Origin of the sequence: Pectobacterium nicotianae, assembly GCF_023272715.1 — a bacterium.
In the GTDB taxonomy this organism is placed as follows: domain Bacteria; phylum Pseudomonadota; class Gammaproteobacteria; order Enterobacterales; family Enterobacteriaceae; genus Pectobacterium; species Pectobacterium brasiliense.
This window is the reverse complement of sequence record NZ_CP096821.1, coordinates 3,831,664-3,847,284: the sequence shown is the minus strand read 5'-3', so window position 1 is coordinate 3,847,284 and position 15,621 is coordinate 3,831,664. Positions and strand designations below refer to the sequence as shown.

13 protein-coding genes, 1 tRNA gene and 1 pseudogene are annotated in these 15,621 nt (G+C 52.0%); 8 read left to right on the top strand and 7 right to left on the bottom strand.

Annotated features, from left to right (window positions below; translation table 11 throughout):
- Positions 1-3: 3 nt before the first annotated feature.
- Positions 4-1,398 carry a DUF4832 domain-containing protein gene (locus MYB54_RS17155; RefSeq protein WP_248721098.1) on the top strand — a complete coding sequence of 465 codons (1,395 nt, stop codon included), beginning with the start codon at positions 4-6 and terminating at the stop codon, positions 1,396-1,398.
- A gap of 26 nt (positions 1,399-1,424) precedes the next feature.
- Complete coding sequence (locus tag MYB54_RS17150; protein WP_014914371.1) at positions 1,425-1,925, top strand: serine acetyltransferase; 501 nt, start codon at positions 1,425-1,427, stop codon at positions 1,923-1,925.
- 121 nt (positions 1,926-2,046) lie between these two features.
- Here the strand turns inward: MYB54_RS17150 and MYB54_RS17145 are convergent.
- Positions 2,047-2,864: pseudogene (locus tag MYB54_RS17145) on the bottom strand (transposase).
- A gap of 491 nt (positions 2,865-3,355) precedes the next feature.
- Here MYB54_RS17145 and MYB54_RS17140 point away from each other — a divergent pair.
- On the top strand, positions 3,356-3,721 hold the full coding sequence (locus MYB54_RS17140) for a cyanovirin containing protein (protein ID WP_014914374.1): 366 nt from the start codon (positions 3,356-3,358) through the stop codon (positions 3,719-3,721).
- Between the two features lie 420 nt (positions 3,722-4,141).
- On the opposite strand, the gene ccdA is transcribed toward MYB54_RS17140, so the two are convergent.
- Together ccdA and MYB54_RS17130 are read right to left on the bottom strand one after the other, a co-directional pair.
- Complete coding sequence (gene ccdA / locus MYB54_RS17135; protein WP_248721097.1) at positions 4,142-4,357, bottom strand: type II toxin-antitoxin system antitoxin CcdA; 216 nt, start codon at positions 4,355-4,357, stop codon at positions 4,142-4,144.
- Between the two features lie 368 nt (positions 4,358-4,725).
- A tRNA-Phe gene (locus MYB54_RS17130) sits at positions 4,726-4,801 on the bottom strand.
- 677 nt (positions 4,802-5,478) lie between these two features.
- On the opposite strand from MYB54_RS17130, the gene MYB54_RS17125 reads away from it, so the two are divergent.
- On the top strand, positions 5,479-7,632 hold the full coding sequence (locus MYB54_RS17125; RefSeq protein WP_119871509.1) for an ornithine decarboxylase: 2,154 nt from the start codon (positions 5,479-5,481) through the stop codon (positions 7,630-7,632).
- A gap of 66 nt (positions 7,633-7,698) precedes the next feature.
- Here MYB54_RS17125 and ansP read toward each other — a convergent pair whose 3' ends face one another.
- Positions 7,699-9,150, bottom strand: coding sequence for an L-asparagine permease (ansP, locus tag MYB54_RS17120; RefSeq protein WP_014914378.1), 1,452 nt, complete (start codon positions 9,148-9,150; stop codon positions 7,699-7,701).
- A gap of 101 nt (positions 9,151-9,251) precedes the next feature.
- Here ansP and MYB54_RS21960 point away from each other — a divergent pair, with 101 nt between their 5' ends.
- Entirely contained in the window at positions 9,252-9,383 is a 132-nt protein-coding gene (locus MYB54_RS21960) for a hypothetical protein (protein WP_256468920.1), read from the top strand.
- A gap of 65 nt (positions 9,384-9,448) precedes the next feature.
- On the opposite strand, the gene MYB54_RS17115 is transcribed toward MYB54_RS21960, so the two are convergent.
- Both MYB54_RS17115 and MYB54_RS17110 read right to left on the bottom strand, forming a co-directional pair.
- Positions 9,449-10,189 carry an SDR family oxidoreductase gene (locus MYB54_RS17115; RefSeq protein ID WP_014914379.1) on the bottom strand — a complete coding sequence of 247 codons (741 nt, stop codon included), beginning with the start codon at positions 10,187-10,189 and terminating at the stop codon, positions 9,449-9,451.
- A gap of 79 nt (positions 10,190-10,268) precedes the next feature.
- Positions 10,269-10,898: a TetR/AcrR family transcriptional regulator gene (locus MYB54_RS17110; RefSeq protein WP_010282824.1), complete on the bottom strand. Its 630-nt coding sequence runs from the start codon at positions 10,896-10,898 to the stop codon at positions 10,269-10,271.
- A 287-nt stretch (positions 10,899-11,185) separates the two neighbouring features.
- Between MYB54_RS17110 and MYB54_RS17105 the strand changes: the two genes are divergently transcribed.
- The 3 genes from MYB54_RS17105 (at position 11,186) to MYB54_RS17095 (ending at position 14,515) form a co-directional block, all read left to right on the top strand.
- Positions 11,186-12,409 carry a Tm-1-like ATP-binding domain-containing protein gene (locus MYB54_RS17105; protein ID WP_014914380.1) on the top strand — a complete coding sequence of 408 codons (1,224 nt, stop codon included), beginning with the start codon at positions 11,186-11,188 and terminating at the stop codon, positions 12,407-12,409.
- 13 nt (positions 12,410-12,422) lie between these two features.
- On the top strand, positions 12,423-13,256 hold the full coding sequence (locus MYB54_RS17100) for a phosphoenolpyruvate hydrolase family protein (RefSeq protein WP_014914381.1): 834 nt from the start codon (positions 12,423-12,425) through the stop codon (positions 13,254-13,256).
- A 215-nt stretch (positions 13,257-13,471) separates the two neighbouring features.
- Complete coding sequence (locus MYB54_RS17095; protein ID WP_040038137.1) at positions 13,472-14,515, top strand: alpha/beta hydrolase family protein; 1,044 nt, start codon at positions 13,472-13,474, stop codon at positions 14,513-14,515.
- Here MYB54_RS17095 and MYB54_RS17090 read toward each other — a convergent pair.
- Positions 14,478-15,569 (bottom strand): helix-turn-helix domain-containing protein, encoded by a 1,092-nt coding sequence (locus MYB54_RS17090; RefSeq protein WP_014914383.1) that lies wholly within the window; start codon positions 15,567-15,569, stop codon positions 14,478-14,480. The two genes, MYB54_RS17095 and MYB54_RS17090, sit on opposite strands and share 38 nt — an antisense overlap.
- Positions 15,570-15,621: the final 52 nt, after the last annotated feature.

Genomic DNA, 15,621 nt, shown 5'->3' with positions numbered 1-15,621 from the left:
TAAGTGCATTGTAAAATTATCGCTGTAGGAGGTTTGCTATTTTCTGTATTGGGTGTGGCCGATGGCGTGATGACGACCGTCACTCCCAGAGGGCTAAGTGGCCCGCTAACGAACCCAGGTACTGGCGTCGCCAGCTTTAACAAGGGTAATGGTACAACGTTATCGCTGGCTGATTATCCCAACACCGGCATTGAATACGATCGCTTGTACTGGAATGAACTCGAACCGGTAGAAGGCCAATATAATTTTCAAGCCGTGGACGCTATTTTCGAACTGGCTAGCCAGCATCAACCGCCGATGAACGTGGGGTTGCGCTTTATGGCGCTTGATGAGCCTGCCAGTGGTTCAAAGATTCCTGACTGGCTGATCCAAAAAGGCATCAAGGGTGAATGGACGCCGGACAAAAAAACCTTTGTGCCGGATCTGGGCGACCCGGTGTTTATCGAATACAGCCAGCGTTTGCTTAATGCTTTTGGGCAGCGCTATGACGGTAATTCGAATTTGGCTTATATCGATATTGGGTTGGTGGGGTCATGGGGCGAGTGGCACAACACCAATTTCCCGACCATTACGCCGCTGCTTGAACGCTACACATCAGCTCAGTTGGATAAGTACGTGGAAATGTATTTTGCCGCGTTTCCCAACAGCCCAAAAATTATGCTCATTAACGGCGGCGACACGTTGGCCAACGCAGTGAAGCAAGGTGCTGGATGGCGCGCGGACTGCTGGGGAGACTGGCATAATTTTTCGACTACATGGAGCCACATGCAAGATGATTACCCGCAGCGGCTGCAAAACGCGGAGGGGCTTTATCCCAATTTTAGTTCTGCGTGGCAACGTGCGCCGGTGAGTCTGGAAATCTGTGGTCATATGTCGGAGTGGCAGAGCGTGCAGCACTATACTCGTGCGCAAGTGCAGGTGGCCTTTGACTGGGCGTTGGCACAGCACGCCAGCACGATTAATCTGAAATCGCGCAGCGTGCCGACGGAATATCGGGACATTGTGGATAACGCGTTGACCAAACTCGGCTATCGTTTCCGCCTGGCCTCGTTAACTCATGAGTCTGAACTGGCACAAGGGCAGAGCCTGACGTTAAACCAGCAGTGGTTTAACGACGGCGTAGCGCCCATTTATCTGAAATATGATGTGGCCTATCGGGTGGTGAATGATGCCAACACCGTAGTGAGTATGGGAAAAACGGCTGATGACATCCGCACCTGGTTGCTAGGGCAGCATACCTTCGTCTATCAATTGACGATGCCGGAATCGCTGCCAGCCGGGCAGTATAATATTGAAATGGCGATGCTGGATGCAAAGGGAGTATCGCGAATTAATCTCGCCAACGAGGGCAAGCAGGCCGACGGTTGGTATCGAATTTCCACGGTAACGGTGCGCTGAGCACGGAATTAAGAATAGATATTCATATGCTGAAAAATATCGGCCATGTATGGTGTGAAATAAAAGCGGCAGGCAGTATTAAAGCTAAACTAGTCATACTGCTGTTTCGCCTTTCAACCATTTACCAGTCATCAAACGCGCTGCTGAAAATTATCAGCGTTCCTTTTGTTGTCCTGAATAAAGTGATTAATGAGTGGCTGTTCTGTGTGGAAATTCCGCACAGAACTCAAATCGGTTTTGGGCTGAAAATATATCATCCGCACTGTATTGTGGTGAATTCCGATGTAATCATCGGGGCGAACTGTACATTACGGCAGGGGGTCACCATTGGTAGCGTGATAAACCGTGAAGGTCATGTCACCAAAAGCCCGGTGCTGGGTAATCAGGTGGAGCTTGGTGCCAATGCCATTCTGCTAGGCGACATTACAGTAGGTGATAACGTAAAAGTCGGCGCGGGAACCGTGGTAACAAAAAGCCTTGCTGCCGGAAAGGTGGTCGTAGGGTATGGAACCAGGGAATTGAATTGAGTGTGTATGCTCATTTCTATGCGAATGTCATGTGACAGCGGGTCGCCATTCTTGCTGGCTTAAGGAAGAAAGGCACAACATTGGCGGCGATACCAAGGGCATCAGTGTAAGCGCACCCGTTTTAGTTCCACGCACTTTTTGAGATTTCCGGGGTTTCAGCCATCAGCCGGTATTCTTCCGGCGTCAGGTGATTCAGGGATTCATGAGGGCGCTCGCTGTTATATTCAGCCAGCCAGCGCTCTGTCGCCAGCGCTTCCCGGTTAAAATCATCCACCACGTTGAAGGTCCGGAAGCGTTTGCCGCACACCAGCGCATCGTGCATAAAATCGATGGACCAGCTCTGGCGTCGCCAGCGGAGCCGGGTTACGCACCGGCAAGCGCTGTTTTCCCTTACGGCGAAAATTCAGTTTCAGCAGGCAGTAAATCCGGTGCACGCGCTTATGGTTCCAGATATTGCCCTGCCTGCGCAGCACCTGAAAAAGCTTTTTAAATCCGTATCGTGGATAGCGTTCAGCCGCCACGGTCAGCGCCATAATGACTGGCTCATCACGTCGCGTATCCGGCTGATAACGAAATACCGTCCTGCTCAGCGACAATGTCCTGCATGCCTGACGTAAACTCATGGCAAACTGCGCGGTCAGATAGCTGACCAGCTCACGCTTTATCGCTGGTTTTAAAGCTTTTTTTCAATAACGTCTTTCAGGGCGCGGCACTCGAGACTCAGGTCCGCAAACATCTGTTTCAGCCGGCGGTTTTCATCCTCAAGGTCCTTCATCTTTTTGATATCAGAGGCTTCCATGCCGCCGAACTTCACTTTCCAGTTGTAGTACGAGGCCTCAGAGATCTCGGCCTCGCGGCAGACGTCTTTAACAGTGCGCCGGCTTCGACGGGCTTCAGAACGGCGATGATCTGGTGTTCGGTGAATCGTGCTTTGCGCATGGCAATCTCCTCCAGAGACATATTCAGTATGCCGGAAGATCTCTAAATGTGAATGGTCCGGTTAAGCGGGATACTTACACATCAATTTAAAATAATTAGGCGTATAATAAAAAATATATATTTTTGACAAAGTTTTTCATGACGCCTACTCTTTATGTAAAATAAATCTCTCCCAGTTGTGCCTAATAGATAACTTAACCTAATCATTAAGTTAGGTTATTTTTCAATTAAATTTTTATTATAACAACTTAGCGTTGAAAATAATTAACTGTAATTAATTAGCTCGCTTGGTTTTTGAAATAGAATACTATTCCGTTGATTGTGTTTGTTTTTTAGAAAAATGAAAGCAATACAGAGAAATGATTAGCATCATATTATGGTTTTAAGTCGGTAGTTATTTTATTACACCGGAAATCTATTCTTTGAATATATATTAAATTATTTATTCTAAAGAATGTATGCTTTAACTCATTCAAATATAGGAACTTTTTATGTCTAAATTCATTCCTAATGGAAGCTATCAAAAAACGGCCTCACAGATCAATTCTAACCTTTATGGTAAAGCCCAGCGTAGAGATCAAACCTGGGTTGCTGCAGGATTCAATATTACTGACCTATCAGGTGGCCTTGTAAACTGGGATGGTGCCCTGCAACCGGAAAACGCTCCCCTTCCAACCGCAGGCTTTGTACCCGGCGGTTCCTACAAACAAACCACGCAAAATATTGCCGTTACGTTAACGGCATATTGTCAGAAAAAAGACGGTAGTTGGCAATGGTCTTCATTGGACATAACCAATTACAAACAGGGTGATGGCGATATTGCAAATATCGATGGCATACTGAAGATTCAAAAATAAATCATTGCGAACGGTAGTGCGAAGCCTGCATATAGATTTGTGTAATTGCCTGATTTTGATACATTCAATTCAACATCAAATGAAGGCTAATTTACGCACTAAAAGCGGTTGCAGGCTCTAACTGACGCACTGACCAAAAAATCTCAGAACCCTGATGATTCATCCCGTTCGCCACTTGCTCAAAAAGGTCAACTTCGAGGTAGCCCTGAACGTTAAAATGACCCATCACCTGGGCTAACCTCCTTCCCATTGATTAACACAATGCGATGTTAGTAATGTCTTCACTAGCTATATGAGGACGTCCCCACGAAGGAGGATTTTTCTGACGAAAAATTCATCAGCATCGCGCTTTGGTGTCTCGACAATATCACGTTGCATACCGACAAACATTTTGTAATGGCTGGATCGTTTACACGATCACTAGTTCCTATTTTCATCCGCAAAGGAACCATTCTGTGCGATAAATTGGGCGACGTTTTCCATCCCTTCGTGATTTTCCTTCTTCCACTCTTCAGTTTTGATACGGCGGACTTCTTTGCCTATGACGTTATTCACCAGACCAGAAATAGGTATCCCGGTAGCATTGGGAATCTGATTATCGTTTTTGTCCACGGCAATGCTAATCCGGCGTTTCATGGCCGTGTTCCTCTTTAACCAAGAGCTTTATATTTTGCGGGGATCTTAGCAATAATGCTGGCAGGGTCTAGAGAAAGTAAACGGCAAAGTATGAGCCCGAATCATAGGGGCGGAGGGATAGCACGCTCGTAGAGAACCGAACCCCGTTCAGAACCCAATCCCCAAAAGCAAAAAACCAGCCGTTAGGCTGGTTTCTTTAAATTAATGGTGCCCGGACTCGGACAAACGCCGGAGGCGTTGAACAGCGCGCTTGTCGCGCTGGCCCTGAAAGGGTGAGCCGCTTGCGGCGAATAATCGAACGCAGTTCGATGAAGAGTCCACGCGCCAGAAACGAAAAACCCCCGCCAAAGGCGAGGGTTAAGAATTAGTGGTGCCCGGACTCGGAATCGAACCAAGGACACGAGGATTTTCAATCCTCTGCTCTACCGACTGAGCTATCCGGGCAACGGGGCGCATTAAACCGTATTGGCCACGTGGCGTCAATGGGTTTCTGTCACAAAGCGGAGCGCCTGCGCTATTTTCAGGCAATTGTATTATTTGCTAGCCAGTTTCTGGCGATCCTTTCAGCACGCTTAGCGTGGTAACGTTTCTTCCTGATTCGCGTGGCATGTTTCGTTGCACTTTTTACCGTGTTGAGTGCGGGCTGGATTGTTGAATTTGATGAAGAATAATGCCAATATTGCGCGGTTTTTAACGTCCCGTTCACCTGAACGCCCCTTTAAGCGTAGTTAGCGTATAGCTAAAAGAGGATCGCCGATATGTCAGATTCATTGCTCATGGTGCAAAACGCTCGCGCCAGTTCGTTGATGACGTCGCTGTGCGTTTCTTCTTATCACCGCTGCGCGGTTTACTTTTCTCCCCGTCGATTATCCTCCTTCACCATGCGGTGAGGCGTTCGTTCGCTCGCTGTTAGGCATGAGTAAAAATAGAGTACGGCTCTGCTTTTACTGATGTCTATCGGATGGTGCTGGCTCCAGTTTTTCCATTCTTAGCCTACAGTTTACCTGTAGGGATCATACGCTTGTCGTTATTGATTGGCATTGTGATTGGTCGGGATTGTTATCCCTGAACGGTGTCTTCCAGGCACGTACACTTACCTTTAACCGTTTGGGTTTGGTTACATGAAACAGTTAAAAATTGCGGCGAATGCAGCGGTTGCCACCCGTTTAATCACAACGCGCGAGATTGTCGCGTTGAGTCAGACCGACTTCACGGATGTGGCGGCGGTCGTGGTTTCTATTGAGGAAGCCCGTAGCGGCATTCTGTCGATATTGCAGCACACCGGTTTTAGCATTCCGGCGTTTGTCGAAGAGCCTGATGAAGATAAAGAGCTGGATGTTCTGCCTGCGGGCAGCGAATGGCTGGTTCTTGATGACGACGGCGAGCACGCCAACGTGCTGGAGCGAGCGGCGAAAGCCTATCAGGATACGCTGTTGCCACCGTTTTTCGATACGTTGACCAAATACGTCAACATGAAAAACACGACGTTTGCCTGCCCAGGGCATCAGGGCGGTCAGTTCTTCCGCAAGCACCCGGCGGGGCGTCAGTTTTTTGAGTTTTACGGTGAGAACGTGTTTCGTTCGGACATCTGTAACGCGGACGTCAAACTGGGCGATTTGCTGATCCACGAAGGGGCGGCGAAGAAGGCGCAGAAGCACGCTGCGCGCGTGTTTAATGCCGATAAAACCTATTTCGTGTTGAACGGTACCTCCTCGGCGAACAAAGTGGTGACGAACGCGCTGCTGGCGCGCGGCGATCTGGTGTTGTTTGACCGCAACAACCATAAATCCAACCATCACGGCGCGCTGATTCAGGCGGGTGCGACGCCAGTTTATCTGGAAACCGTGCGTAACCCGTTCGGCTTTATCGGCGGCGTGGATGCGCATTGTTTTGATGAAGCCTATCTGCGCAAGCTGATCGCGGAAGTTGCGCCGGAACGCGCCAACGAGCCGCGCCCGTTCCGTCTGGCCGTCATCCAGCTTGGCACCTATGACGGCACGATTTATAACGCGCGTCAGGTCGTCGATAGTATCGGGCACCTGTGCGACTACATTCTGTTTGACTCCGCCTGGGTCGGCTATGAGCAGTTTATCCCGATGATGGAGCAGTGCTCGCCGCTGTTGCTGGATCTGAATGAGAACGATCCGGGGATTTTCGTGACGCAGTCGGTACATAAGCAGCAGGCCGGCTTCTCCCAGACCTCGCAGATCCACAAGAAAGATACTCACATCAAAGGCCAGCGCCGTTTCTGCAACCATAAGCAGCTGAATAACGCCTTTATGCTACACGCCTCGACCAGTCCGTTTTACCCGCTGTTCGCCGCGCTAGACGTCAATGCCAAAATGCATGAAGGGGCAAGCGGGCGTCGTATGTGGATGGACTGCGTGAAGCTGGGTATTGAGGCGCGTAAGCAGCTGCTGACGCGTTGTTCGCTCATCAAACCGTTCGTGCCTGTGACAGTAGGTGGCGCGCTTTGGCAGGATCACGATACGGAAACCATCGCGCAGGACGTGCGCTTCTTCAACTTTGAGCCGGGCGAGAAATGGCATGCGTTCGAAGGGTATGCGGAGGATCAGTATTTTATCGATCCTTGCAAGTTACTGCTGACGACGCCGGGTATTGATGCGATCAGCGGCGATTATACCGAATTTGGTATTCCGGCGACGATCCTGGCCAACTACCTGCGCGAGCACGGCATCATCCCTGAAAAATGCGACATGAACTCGATCCTGTTCCTGCTGACGCCAGCGGAAGACGCTGCAAAAATGCAGGAGCTGGTGAATGCGCTGGTGCATTTCGAAACGCTGATCGCCCGTGATGCACCGCTGAGCGAAGTGCTGCCTAGCCTGTATCAAAAATACAAAGAGCGTTATCGCGGTTACCGGCTGCGTCGGCTGTGTCAGGAAATGCATGATTTTTACGCTCAGCACAACGTGAAAGATCTGCAAAAAGCGATGTTCCGCAAAACCGAGTTTCCGTCCGTGGTGATGTTGCCACAGGATGCCAACAGGGAATTTGTGCGCGGGAGTATCGAGCTGATTCCTATCGATGAAGCAGAAGGACGTATCGCAGCGGAAGGCGCATTGCCGTATCCGCCGGGCGTACTGTGTGTCGTGCCGGGGGAAACCTGGGGCGGGGCGGTACAGCGCTATTTTCTGGCGCTGGAAGCGGGCATTAATCTGCTGCCGGGCTTCTCGCCGGAATTGCAGGGTGTTTACAGCGTCGCGGAAGAAGATGGCAGCAAGCGTCTGTACGGTTACGTAGTAGAACAGTAATTACGGATAGCGGTAAGCTAAGACACTCAGGCTCGGAAACGAGCCTGAGTTTTTTCTATCTTAACCTTAACGCAGGCTGGATTCCTGCGGGTCGGCGAGCTTCACGGCTTCACGCTGCTTTTTCAGCCCGCGCCAGCCGATAATCAGCATGATCGCCAGTACCGGAATTGTCGCAACCGTCCAGGTGCCGTTCGGGTAATCAAACGCCATCAGTCCCAATACGCTCACCAGAAAAGCCAGCGTCAGCCATGATGTCACAGGCGCACCGGGCATTTTGAACGCCACCGGCTTGGCTTTCCCCTGACGAATCGCTTTGCGCAGCTGCATCTGACACAGAATGATGAATGCCCAGGAACAGATAATGCCGAGCGAGGCGATATTCAGGACGATCTCGAATACCTGCGACGGCACCACGTAGTTCAGCACCACGCCGATAATGTGGATGCCGACCGTGACTAAAATACCGGTATAGGGTACGGACTGGTTGCTCATTTTCGACAGGAAAGCGGGAGCCGATCCACCCAACGACAGCGAGCGCAGAATGCGGCCCGTTGAGTACAGGCCGGAATTCAGGCTGGACAGCGCGGCGGACAGCACCACGATATTCATGATCGTGCCGATATAGGGCACGCCCAGCTTGCTGAAGAAGGTCACAAACGGGCTTTGTCCTGCCTGATAGGCGTTCCACGGCAGCAGGCAGACCAACAGCGCGACGGAGCCAACGTAGAACAGGCCGATACGCCAGATGACGCTATTGACCGCTTTCGGCAACACCTGCTCTGGGTTCTTACATTCGCCTGCCGTGGTGCCGATGATCTCGATACCGGCAAAGGCAAATATCACCCCTTGAACCAGCACCAGCGCGGGCAGAATGCCGTGTGGGAATAGGCCGCCGTTATCGGTAATCAGGTGCAGGCCGGGCGTGTTGCCATCCAGCGGGCTGCCCGTGCCGAGATAAACCGTGCCGACCACCAGAAAAATGGCGATGGCTGCGACCTTAATCAGCGCAAACCAGAATTCCATTTCGGCAAACCACTTCACACCAATCAGGTTCATCAGCGTGACGATGGACAGTGCACTCAGCGCGAACAGCCACTGTGGGACATCGGCAAACGTGCCCCAGTAGTGCATGTAGAGCGCGACAGCGGTGATGTCGACAATCCCGGTCATCGCCCAGTTGAGGAAGTACATCCAGCCTGCCACATAGGAGGCCTTTTCACCCAGAAACTCACGTGAGTATGATACGAAGCTGCCGCTGGTGGGGCGATGCACGATCAGTTCACCCAGCGCGCGCAGGATGAAAAAAGAGAAAATGCCGCAAACCAGATAGACCAGAGCCAGCGCTGGCCCTGCCATTTGCAGACGCGCACCTGCGCCAAGGAACAGCCCGGTGCCGATGGAGCCGCCAATGGCGATCATCTGCACATGGCGATTGCCGAGACTTTGGTGATAACCCTTTTCGTGGAGACGCTGCTCGGCGGCATGACGCTCGCCATGAGGGGAGGAATGTTGTGTCATTGATGTCCGTGCTTTCCTGTCTATCACGCATCTCTTGGCGATGCGTTCGCTATTATTATTTCGAATTCAATTGGTTATGTTTTCGCCTGTGACATTTTTTTATGTCGGACATTCCTGTCCGCCGCATGGCAGAAAACAACGGCAGCGATGCTACCTTTTCCTGTGTGCTGTGGCAAAAAATGGATAGTGGGAAAGTGTGTCAGAGCGTGATGGTGTGGGGCGCGGGGTATTAGACGGGAAATATACCGCCCCGGTTAGGCGATCAAATCCGGGACGGGAAAAGCAAAAAAGCGACAGTTTACGCGCCTACATCTGCGCGCGTCGGCCCCTGAAAATGGATAGCGTTGATATGGCAACTGCGCGGTTGGATGAGCACGAAACGCATGGTTTCCCATATCGAGCGGGCGTTCAGCAGATGTTCGCCCATTTTTTCCCCACTAGCCGGATAGTCATCCAAGCCAGTGACCTCAAAGTCTGGCGGATAAAATCCTGTCACGCGGATATTTTCCTGCGCGACATGATGCGCCAGATTCTGGCTAAAACCGCTCATGCCGTGTTTGGCGGCGAAGAAGGCGGGGTGGGCGATAGAGTCGTGGAACTGCGGGATGCCGCAGACGGAAACCATCGCCAGAATGTCGGCACCTTGCGAACGGCGTAAGCTTGGCAATAGCGCTTTGGTGAGCAGGATAGAGCCAGTCAGGCCGGAGTTGATGGTGCTGACGATATCCATATCGGTGTCTTCCTCCCCCAATGCGCCTTCCAGCCATTGGGCGGCGCTGAGTACCAGAATGTCGACGGGCGCGCTGTCTTCCAGCAGCTGTGCGGAAAAATCTCTGACCGAATCAGGATTGGCAATATCGCACTGATACGCACGCGCTGTGCCGCCTTCCTGATGAATGATGTCGACGCTGGCCTGTGCATCGGCCAATTTGCGGGCGCAAAGATCGACCTTCACCCCTTCGCGAGCCAGCCAGACGGATACCGCTTGTCCAAAATCGCGGCCACCACCGGTGACAATCGCGCGTTTACCTTTCAGCATCATGTGTTCCCTTGGCAACGTGTGTTCTTCCGTTGCTGCGTATCCGGTGACAGGGCGGGACGCAGCATAAATGTGTTCGTTAGGTTTTCTGTGAAGCTGCCTGCGCGGCGTCTTCTTCCGCCTGCCGTAAAATGGCTTTGGCGACCCACTGCGTGACATCCTGAATGCCGTCTTCTTCCAGGTGCCAGATATCTTTCAGCACCAGGAAAACCTCCGAACCATAAATAAGCGATAAGGCATAAATCACCCGCTGTTGTGCTTCCGGCGTAATTTTTCCTTCCAGCGGTTCTGTGGCTATTTTGAGCAAGCGTTTACGATTGCCACGCGTCAGTGTATCCGTATGCAGGCGGTTAGAACGGCGATCGGCCCATTGTTGAAGTGAAAGATGTAACGCCGCACGCAGCGCACCTTCATGTTCCAACATCCTTGGATAGGCAAAGCGCAGCAGTTCGGCAACGCGTTCGCTGGCATCCGGCTGTGTCGGGTGCCATGCCAGAATCGGGCCGAGGCTTTCACCGACAACGGCGGAGACTAACGCACTTTGCGTCGGAAAATAGCGGTAGGCCGTCGCGCGTGAAAGCTGAGCCGCAGCGGCAACATCCGTAATGGAAGGGAATATGCCTTGATCGAACATATTCATGGCAGTATCAATTAGTAAACGACGGGTTTTCGCCCGCGTTGATGTCAGTTTTTCATCCCGTTCAATCACATAGACCTCATTGAATTTTCGGGCCGGACGCTATCGGGCAGCACGGCGTGTCGCCTGAACTATAGCAAATTGAGTGATTCTTGTGCCACGTCAAGCTTTCTTACTGTTAATGTAATGCCATACATAACATTTTGAGACTTTTGTCTCATTTGGGTATTTAATGGTTTGTCTTTCTGATACTCAAGTCTCAATATGGCGACAAATTAATCTTATCTGTTTTTGTTTTCTTTTAATTGTCATTTATATCAATCTGTTAATTGTTTCGCTAACGGTGGGAGGGATACCAAGTGGGAAGTGAAGTTGGCAGCGTTTATATTGCAAGTACCGCTGATACTAAAGGAAAAGAACAGATTTACGTCCGCGATCTGATTGCCGCTACGGGCTTAAAAACCGTCACGGTCGATCTGTCAACGACACCGCCGTCAGCAGAGACACGGGGGTCAGAGGTGACAGATATCAGCGCCGCAACGGTGGCTTCTTACCATCCGCAGGGCGCATCGGCGGTGTTTTGCCATGACAGAGGGCAGGCGATTAGCGCCATGGCCGTTGCGTTTGAGCACTTCATGCTGTCCCGCGATGATATTGCCGGGGTACTGGGGCTCGGCGGCTCCGGCGGAACCGCGCTGATTACGCCTGCGATGCAGGCGTTACCGATTGGTATGCCGAAGCTGATGGTCTCGACGATGGCCTCCGGCGATATCTCCGGTTACATCGGTGCCAGCGATATCAGCATGATGTATTCCGTTACCGATGTGGCGGGCCTGAACCGCATTTCTCGTCAGGTTCTTGGTAACGCCGCGCACCAGATCGCCGGCGCCGTGAAGTTTCATATTCAGGAGCATCATGACGATAAGCCCGCGATTGGCCTGACCATGTTTGGTGTCACGACGCCGTGCATTCAGGAAGCCAGTGCATTGCTGGAAGCGGAGTTTGACTGTCTGGTCTTTCACGCGACGGGCAGTGGTGGGAAAGCGATGGAAAAGCTGGTGGACAGCCATTTGCTTACAGGCGTGCTCGATCTCACCACAACTGAGGTGTGCGATTTACTGTTTGATGGCGTGCTGGCCTGCGGGCCGGAACGGTTTGATGCGATAGCCAAGACGCAGGTGCCTTATGTGGCGTCCTGCGGCGCGCTGGACATGGTGAATTTTGGTTCTCCCGCCAGCGTGCCGGAGAAATACGCGCATCGCCTGTTCTACAACCACAACGCGCAGGTCACCCTGATGCGGACCACGATAGACGAAAATATCGCGATGGCGCGCTGGATAGGGGAGAAGCTGAACCGCTGTGAAGGCGAGGTGCGCTTCCTGATTCCGGAAGGCGGCTTCTCCGCGCTGGATGCACCGGATCAAGCATTCTGGCACCCGGAAGCACGTGACGCGTTTATCAGCACGCTGGAGAGCGTCGTGCAGCAAACGGCAAGACGACAGATTATTCGTCTGCCTTTCCATATTAACGATCCTTTATTTGCCCATGCCGCTGTCGATGCGTTTCGGGAATTAGTGAAATAAGAAGGGAAAAAGTATGAAGTCAGGCATGAATCGTCAGGAATTGCTGGCAAAATTCCGCGAAATGATCGCGCGCCGCGAACCGATTATCGGCGGTGGTGCAGGAACAGGCCTTTCCGCGAAATGTGAAGAAGCGGGCGGTATCGATCTGATCGTGATCTACAACTCCGGGCGCTATCGCATGGCAGGACGAGGTTCGCTGGCTGGCCTGTTGGCTTACGGCAACGCGAACGAGATTGTCGTGGATATGGCGAAAGAGGTGCTGCCGGTTGTGAAGCACACGCCAGTGTTGGCGGGCGTAAACGGGACCGATCCTTTCTGTCAGTTTGATAAGTTTCTGGATGACCTGAAAGCGCTGGGTTTTTCTGGCGTGCAGAACTTCCCAACCGTTGGGCTGATTGACGGTAATTTCCGCGCCAATCTGGAAGAAACTGGCATGGGATATGCGCTGGAAGTGGACATGATTCGTCTGGCGCATGAAAAAGACATGCTGACCACGCCTTACGTGTTCAGTGCGGCAGATGCCGTCGCGATGACGAAAGCGGGGGCGGATATTATTGTGCCACACATGGGGTTAACCACCGGCGGCAACATTGGCGCGGAAACCGCGCTTAATCTGGCGGATTGCGTTCCATTGATTAATCACTGGGCGGATGAAGCGAAATCCATCCGTAAGGATGTGATTGTACTGTGCCACGGCGGGCCGATTTCAACACCGCAGGACGCACAGTTCATTATGGATCACTGCCCGCAGTGCGATGGCTTTTACGGTGCCAGCTCTATGGAGCGCCTGCCGACAGAAACTGCATTAACGGCTACTACACAGCAATTCAAAAAAATTAAGCGTTAACAGACTTTTTTGGTTCTATACCCAACGGACTTCCTAAAGCAGGAAAGAAGGCGGGTAAATTTTGCGCCAATATCAGGGAATGCGGCCAGCACATGCTGGCCGTAGTTTTTTGTGTATTAAACAGAGGTACTAAATAGCGTTTTAGGTCGCATTGGTCAGAAAGTCATTGTTATAAATGCTATTTTTCACAGTGCAGAAACTTCGGAGAAATAGGTATGACATGGCGTATCACGATAGGACTACTTACGAACTTACTACTCAGCTTTGCCGTTATGGCAAACACGGGCATTGGGTTTCAACCAATAACGTTAGCGGATGAGGCCACTAACAGGCCGTTGGACGTCGCCGTCTTTTATCCGGTTTCGTCATCATCGCAGACGACGACCATGGGTGAAAATATTGCTTTTCCCGGCATCGCCGTGAGTAAAAATGCCGTGCCTGAGTCCGGTGAACACCCTTTGATTGTGGTTTCACACGGCTATGGCGGGAGTTGGTTTAATCAACTGTGGCTGGCGCAGGCGTTGGTTAAACAAGGCTATATTGTCGCCGTGCCCAATCATCCTGGAACCACGACGAAAGACATGCGCCCTGAGAACGCTCAGGCACTGTGGCAACGGCCTCATGATATCAGCCGCGTCATTACGGCATTACTCACTACGCCAGAGAAGACGGGGCAGGTTGATGCGAAGCGCATTGCCGCTGTGGGTCACTCGCTGGGGGGATGGACGGTGCTGGCGCTGGCTGGTGGGCGTTTCAGTACGGAGCAATTTGAGAAAGATTGTCTGGCGCACGTCGGGCTGGCGTCCTGCAAAGCCTATGAAAAGATGCAGGTTGCAAAAAGCGCCGCATCGCGTGCGCAGCTTGATAAGTCACTTGCAGATCCACGCATCAGCGCGGTGGTCTCGCTGGATATGGGGTTGGCGCGAGGGTTTACCGCAGAGAGTCTGGCGGCAATAAACATTCCCGTCCTGATTATGGCAGCGGGGTATCCCAATGACGAGCTGCCTGCCAAGCTGGAATCCCACGATCTGGCGCAGAAGCTGTCGCCAGCGCATTCAGCGTATAAAGAAATTGCCGACGCAACGCATTTTAGTTTTATGCAGCTTTGTAAACCGGGGGCTGTTGAAATCATCAATGCCGAGAGCCCAGGCGACGGCATGATTTGTCTCGACGGCGGTGAGCGTTCCCGTGAGCAGATCCATCAGGAAGTTGGGAAGGATGTCAGCGATTTTCTTCAGGCGGCGTGGCGGAAGCCGTAGTCTGTTCCTGAAGTGGGTACTGACTACGCCAGACGCTCGGACTTACCCCCGTTAGCCGCAAAAATTCGCGGTTGAAGTTTGATTTAGTCTGAAACCCGCTGGCCAGCATGATATCTGTGATTCGATCATCCGTTTGGCTGAGGAGGCGCTTAGCCTCCTCGATGCGATATTCGTTCATCACCTGCGAGAAATTACGACCGTGAACGCGGTTGATGGTTTCGGACAGGCGTCGGAGCGGTATGCCCATGCGTCTGCTCAGGCGCTGAAGCGTCATGCCCGGATCGGTGTACAGCGCGTGAGTGCGGATGAAATCATCTAACGCTTTCGCGAGTTGATGTTCGTCTTCTGTGGCGGGTACGGCTTCAGGCTTCTGGTCAGGCGGAACGACAAGCCCTGCCTGCGGGGATGTGCGGTATGTGACGATCAGCAGGGTCAATATCGCCAGCATGATGATGTGGAATGCGGTGATGATGGTCGCCGCGCTATTTCCGCTGTAGAACGCGATATCCAGAGCAATGACGGTGTCGATAGCGCCGGAGATAAGCAGATACAGCCCGGCGATAAACGGCGCGCTTTTCCATCTGGGTGATGACGTTTGCAGACGGCGAGCGCTGTCAATCAGCGCGGCCCCATAACCGAAGTAAATACTCACCAGCATCAGATCGATGAGCGGAACGGTTATTCTGTTCTGGATGGCGCCTGCGCCAAGGATGAGTAAAGGCGGTAACAGATGCCAGAGAGAGCGTCGGCGTCTGCGGGTTATGTCCTCAGATGCCTTGTCACCGTAGGTGAAAAGGCACAGCCATAGCAGCGGCGGAATTAATGCGGCAATCGCGGGTTGAATAAACGCGGGTAAGGCAACATGACTGCCCCAGCGTAACGCCACCAGCGTCAGGGCAAGACAGCTTACGCCGATGAGTACCGCTTCTGCCGTTGCACTGCGTTTTTTGGTGTTCTTGTTATGAGAAGGGTTGTGAATAGCCAGAAACTGGATGCGAAAAAACAAAATAACCAGCAGAAGTGCGGTAATAAACGGTAAAGGAATCGCGGTCATTGTGTTTATCAACAACGTTATTGTAGATATCTGGTCTGATGAAACCGCGCTG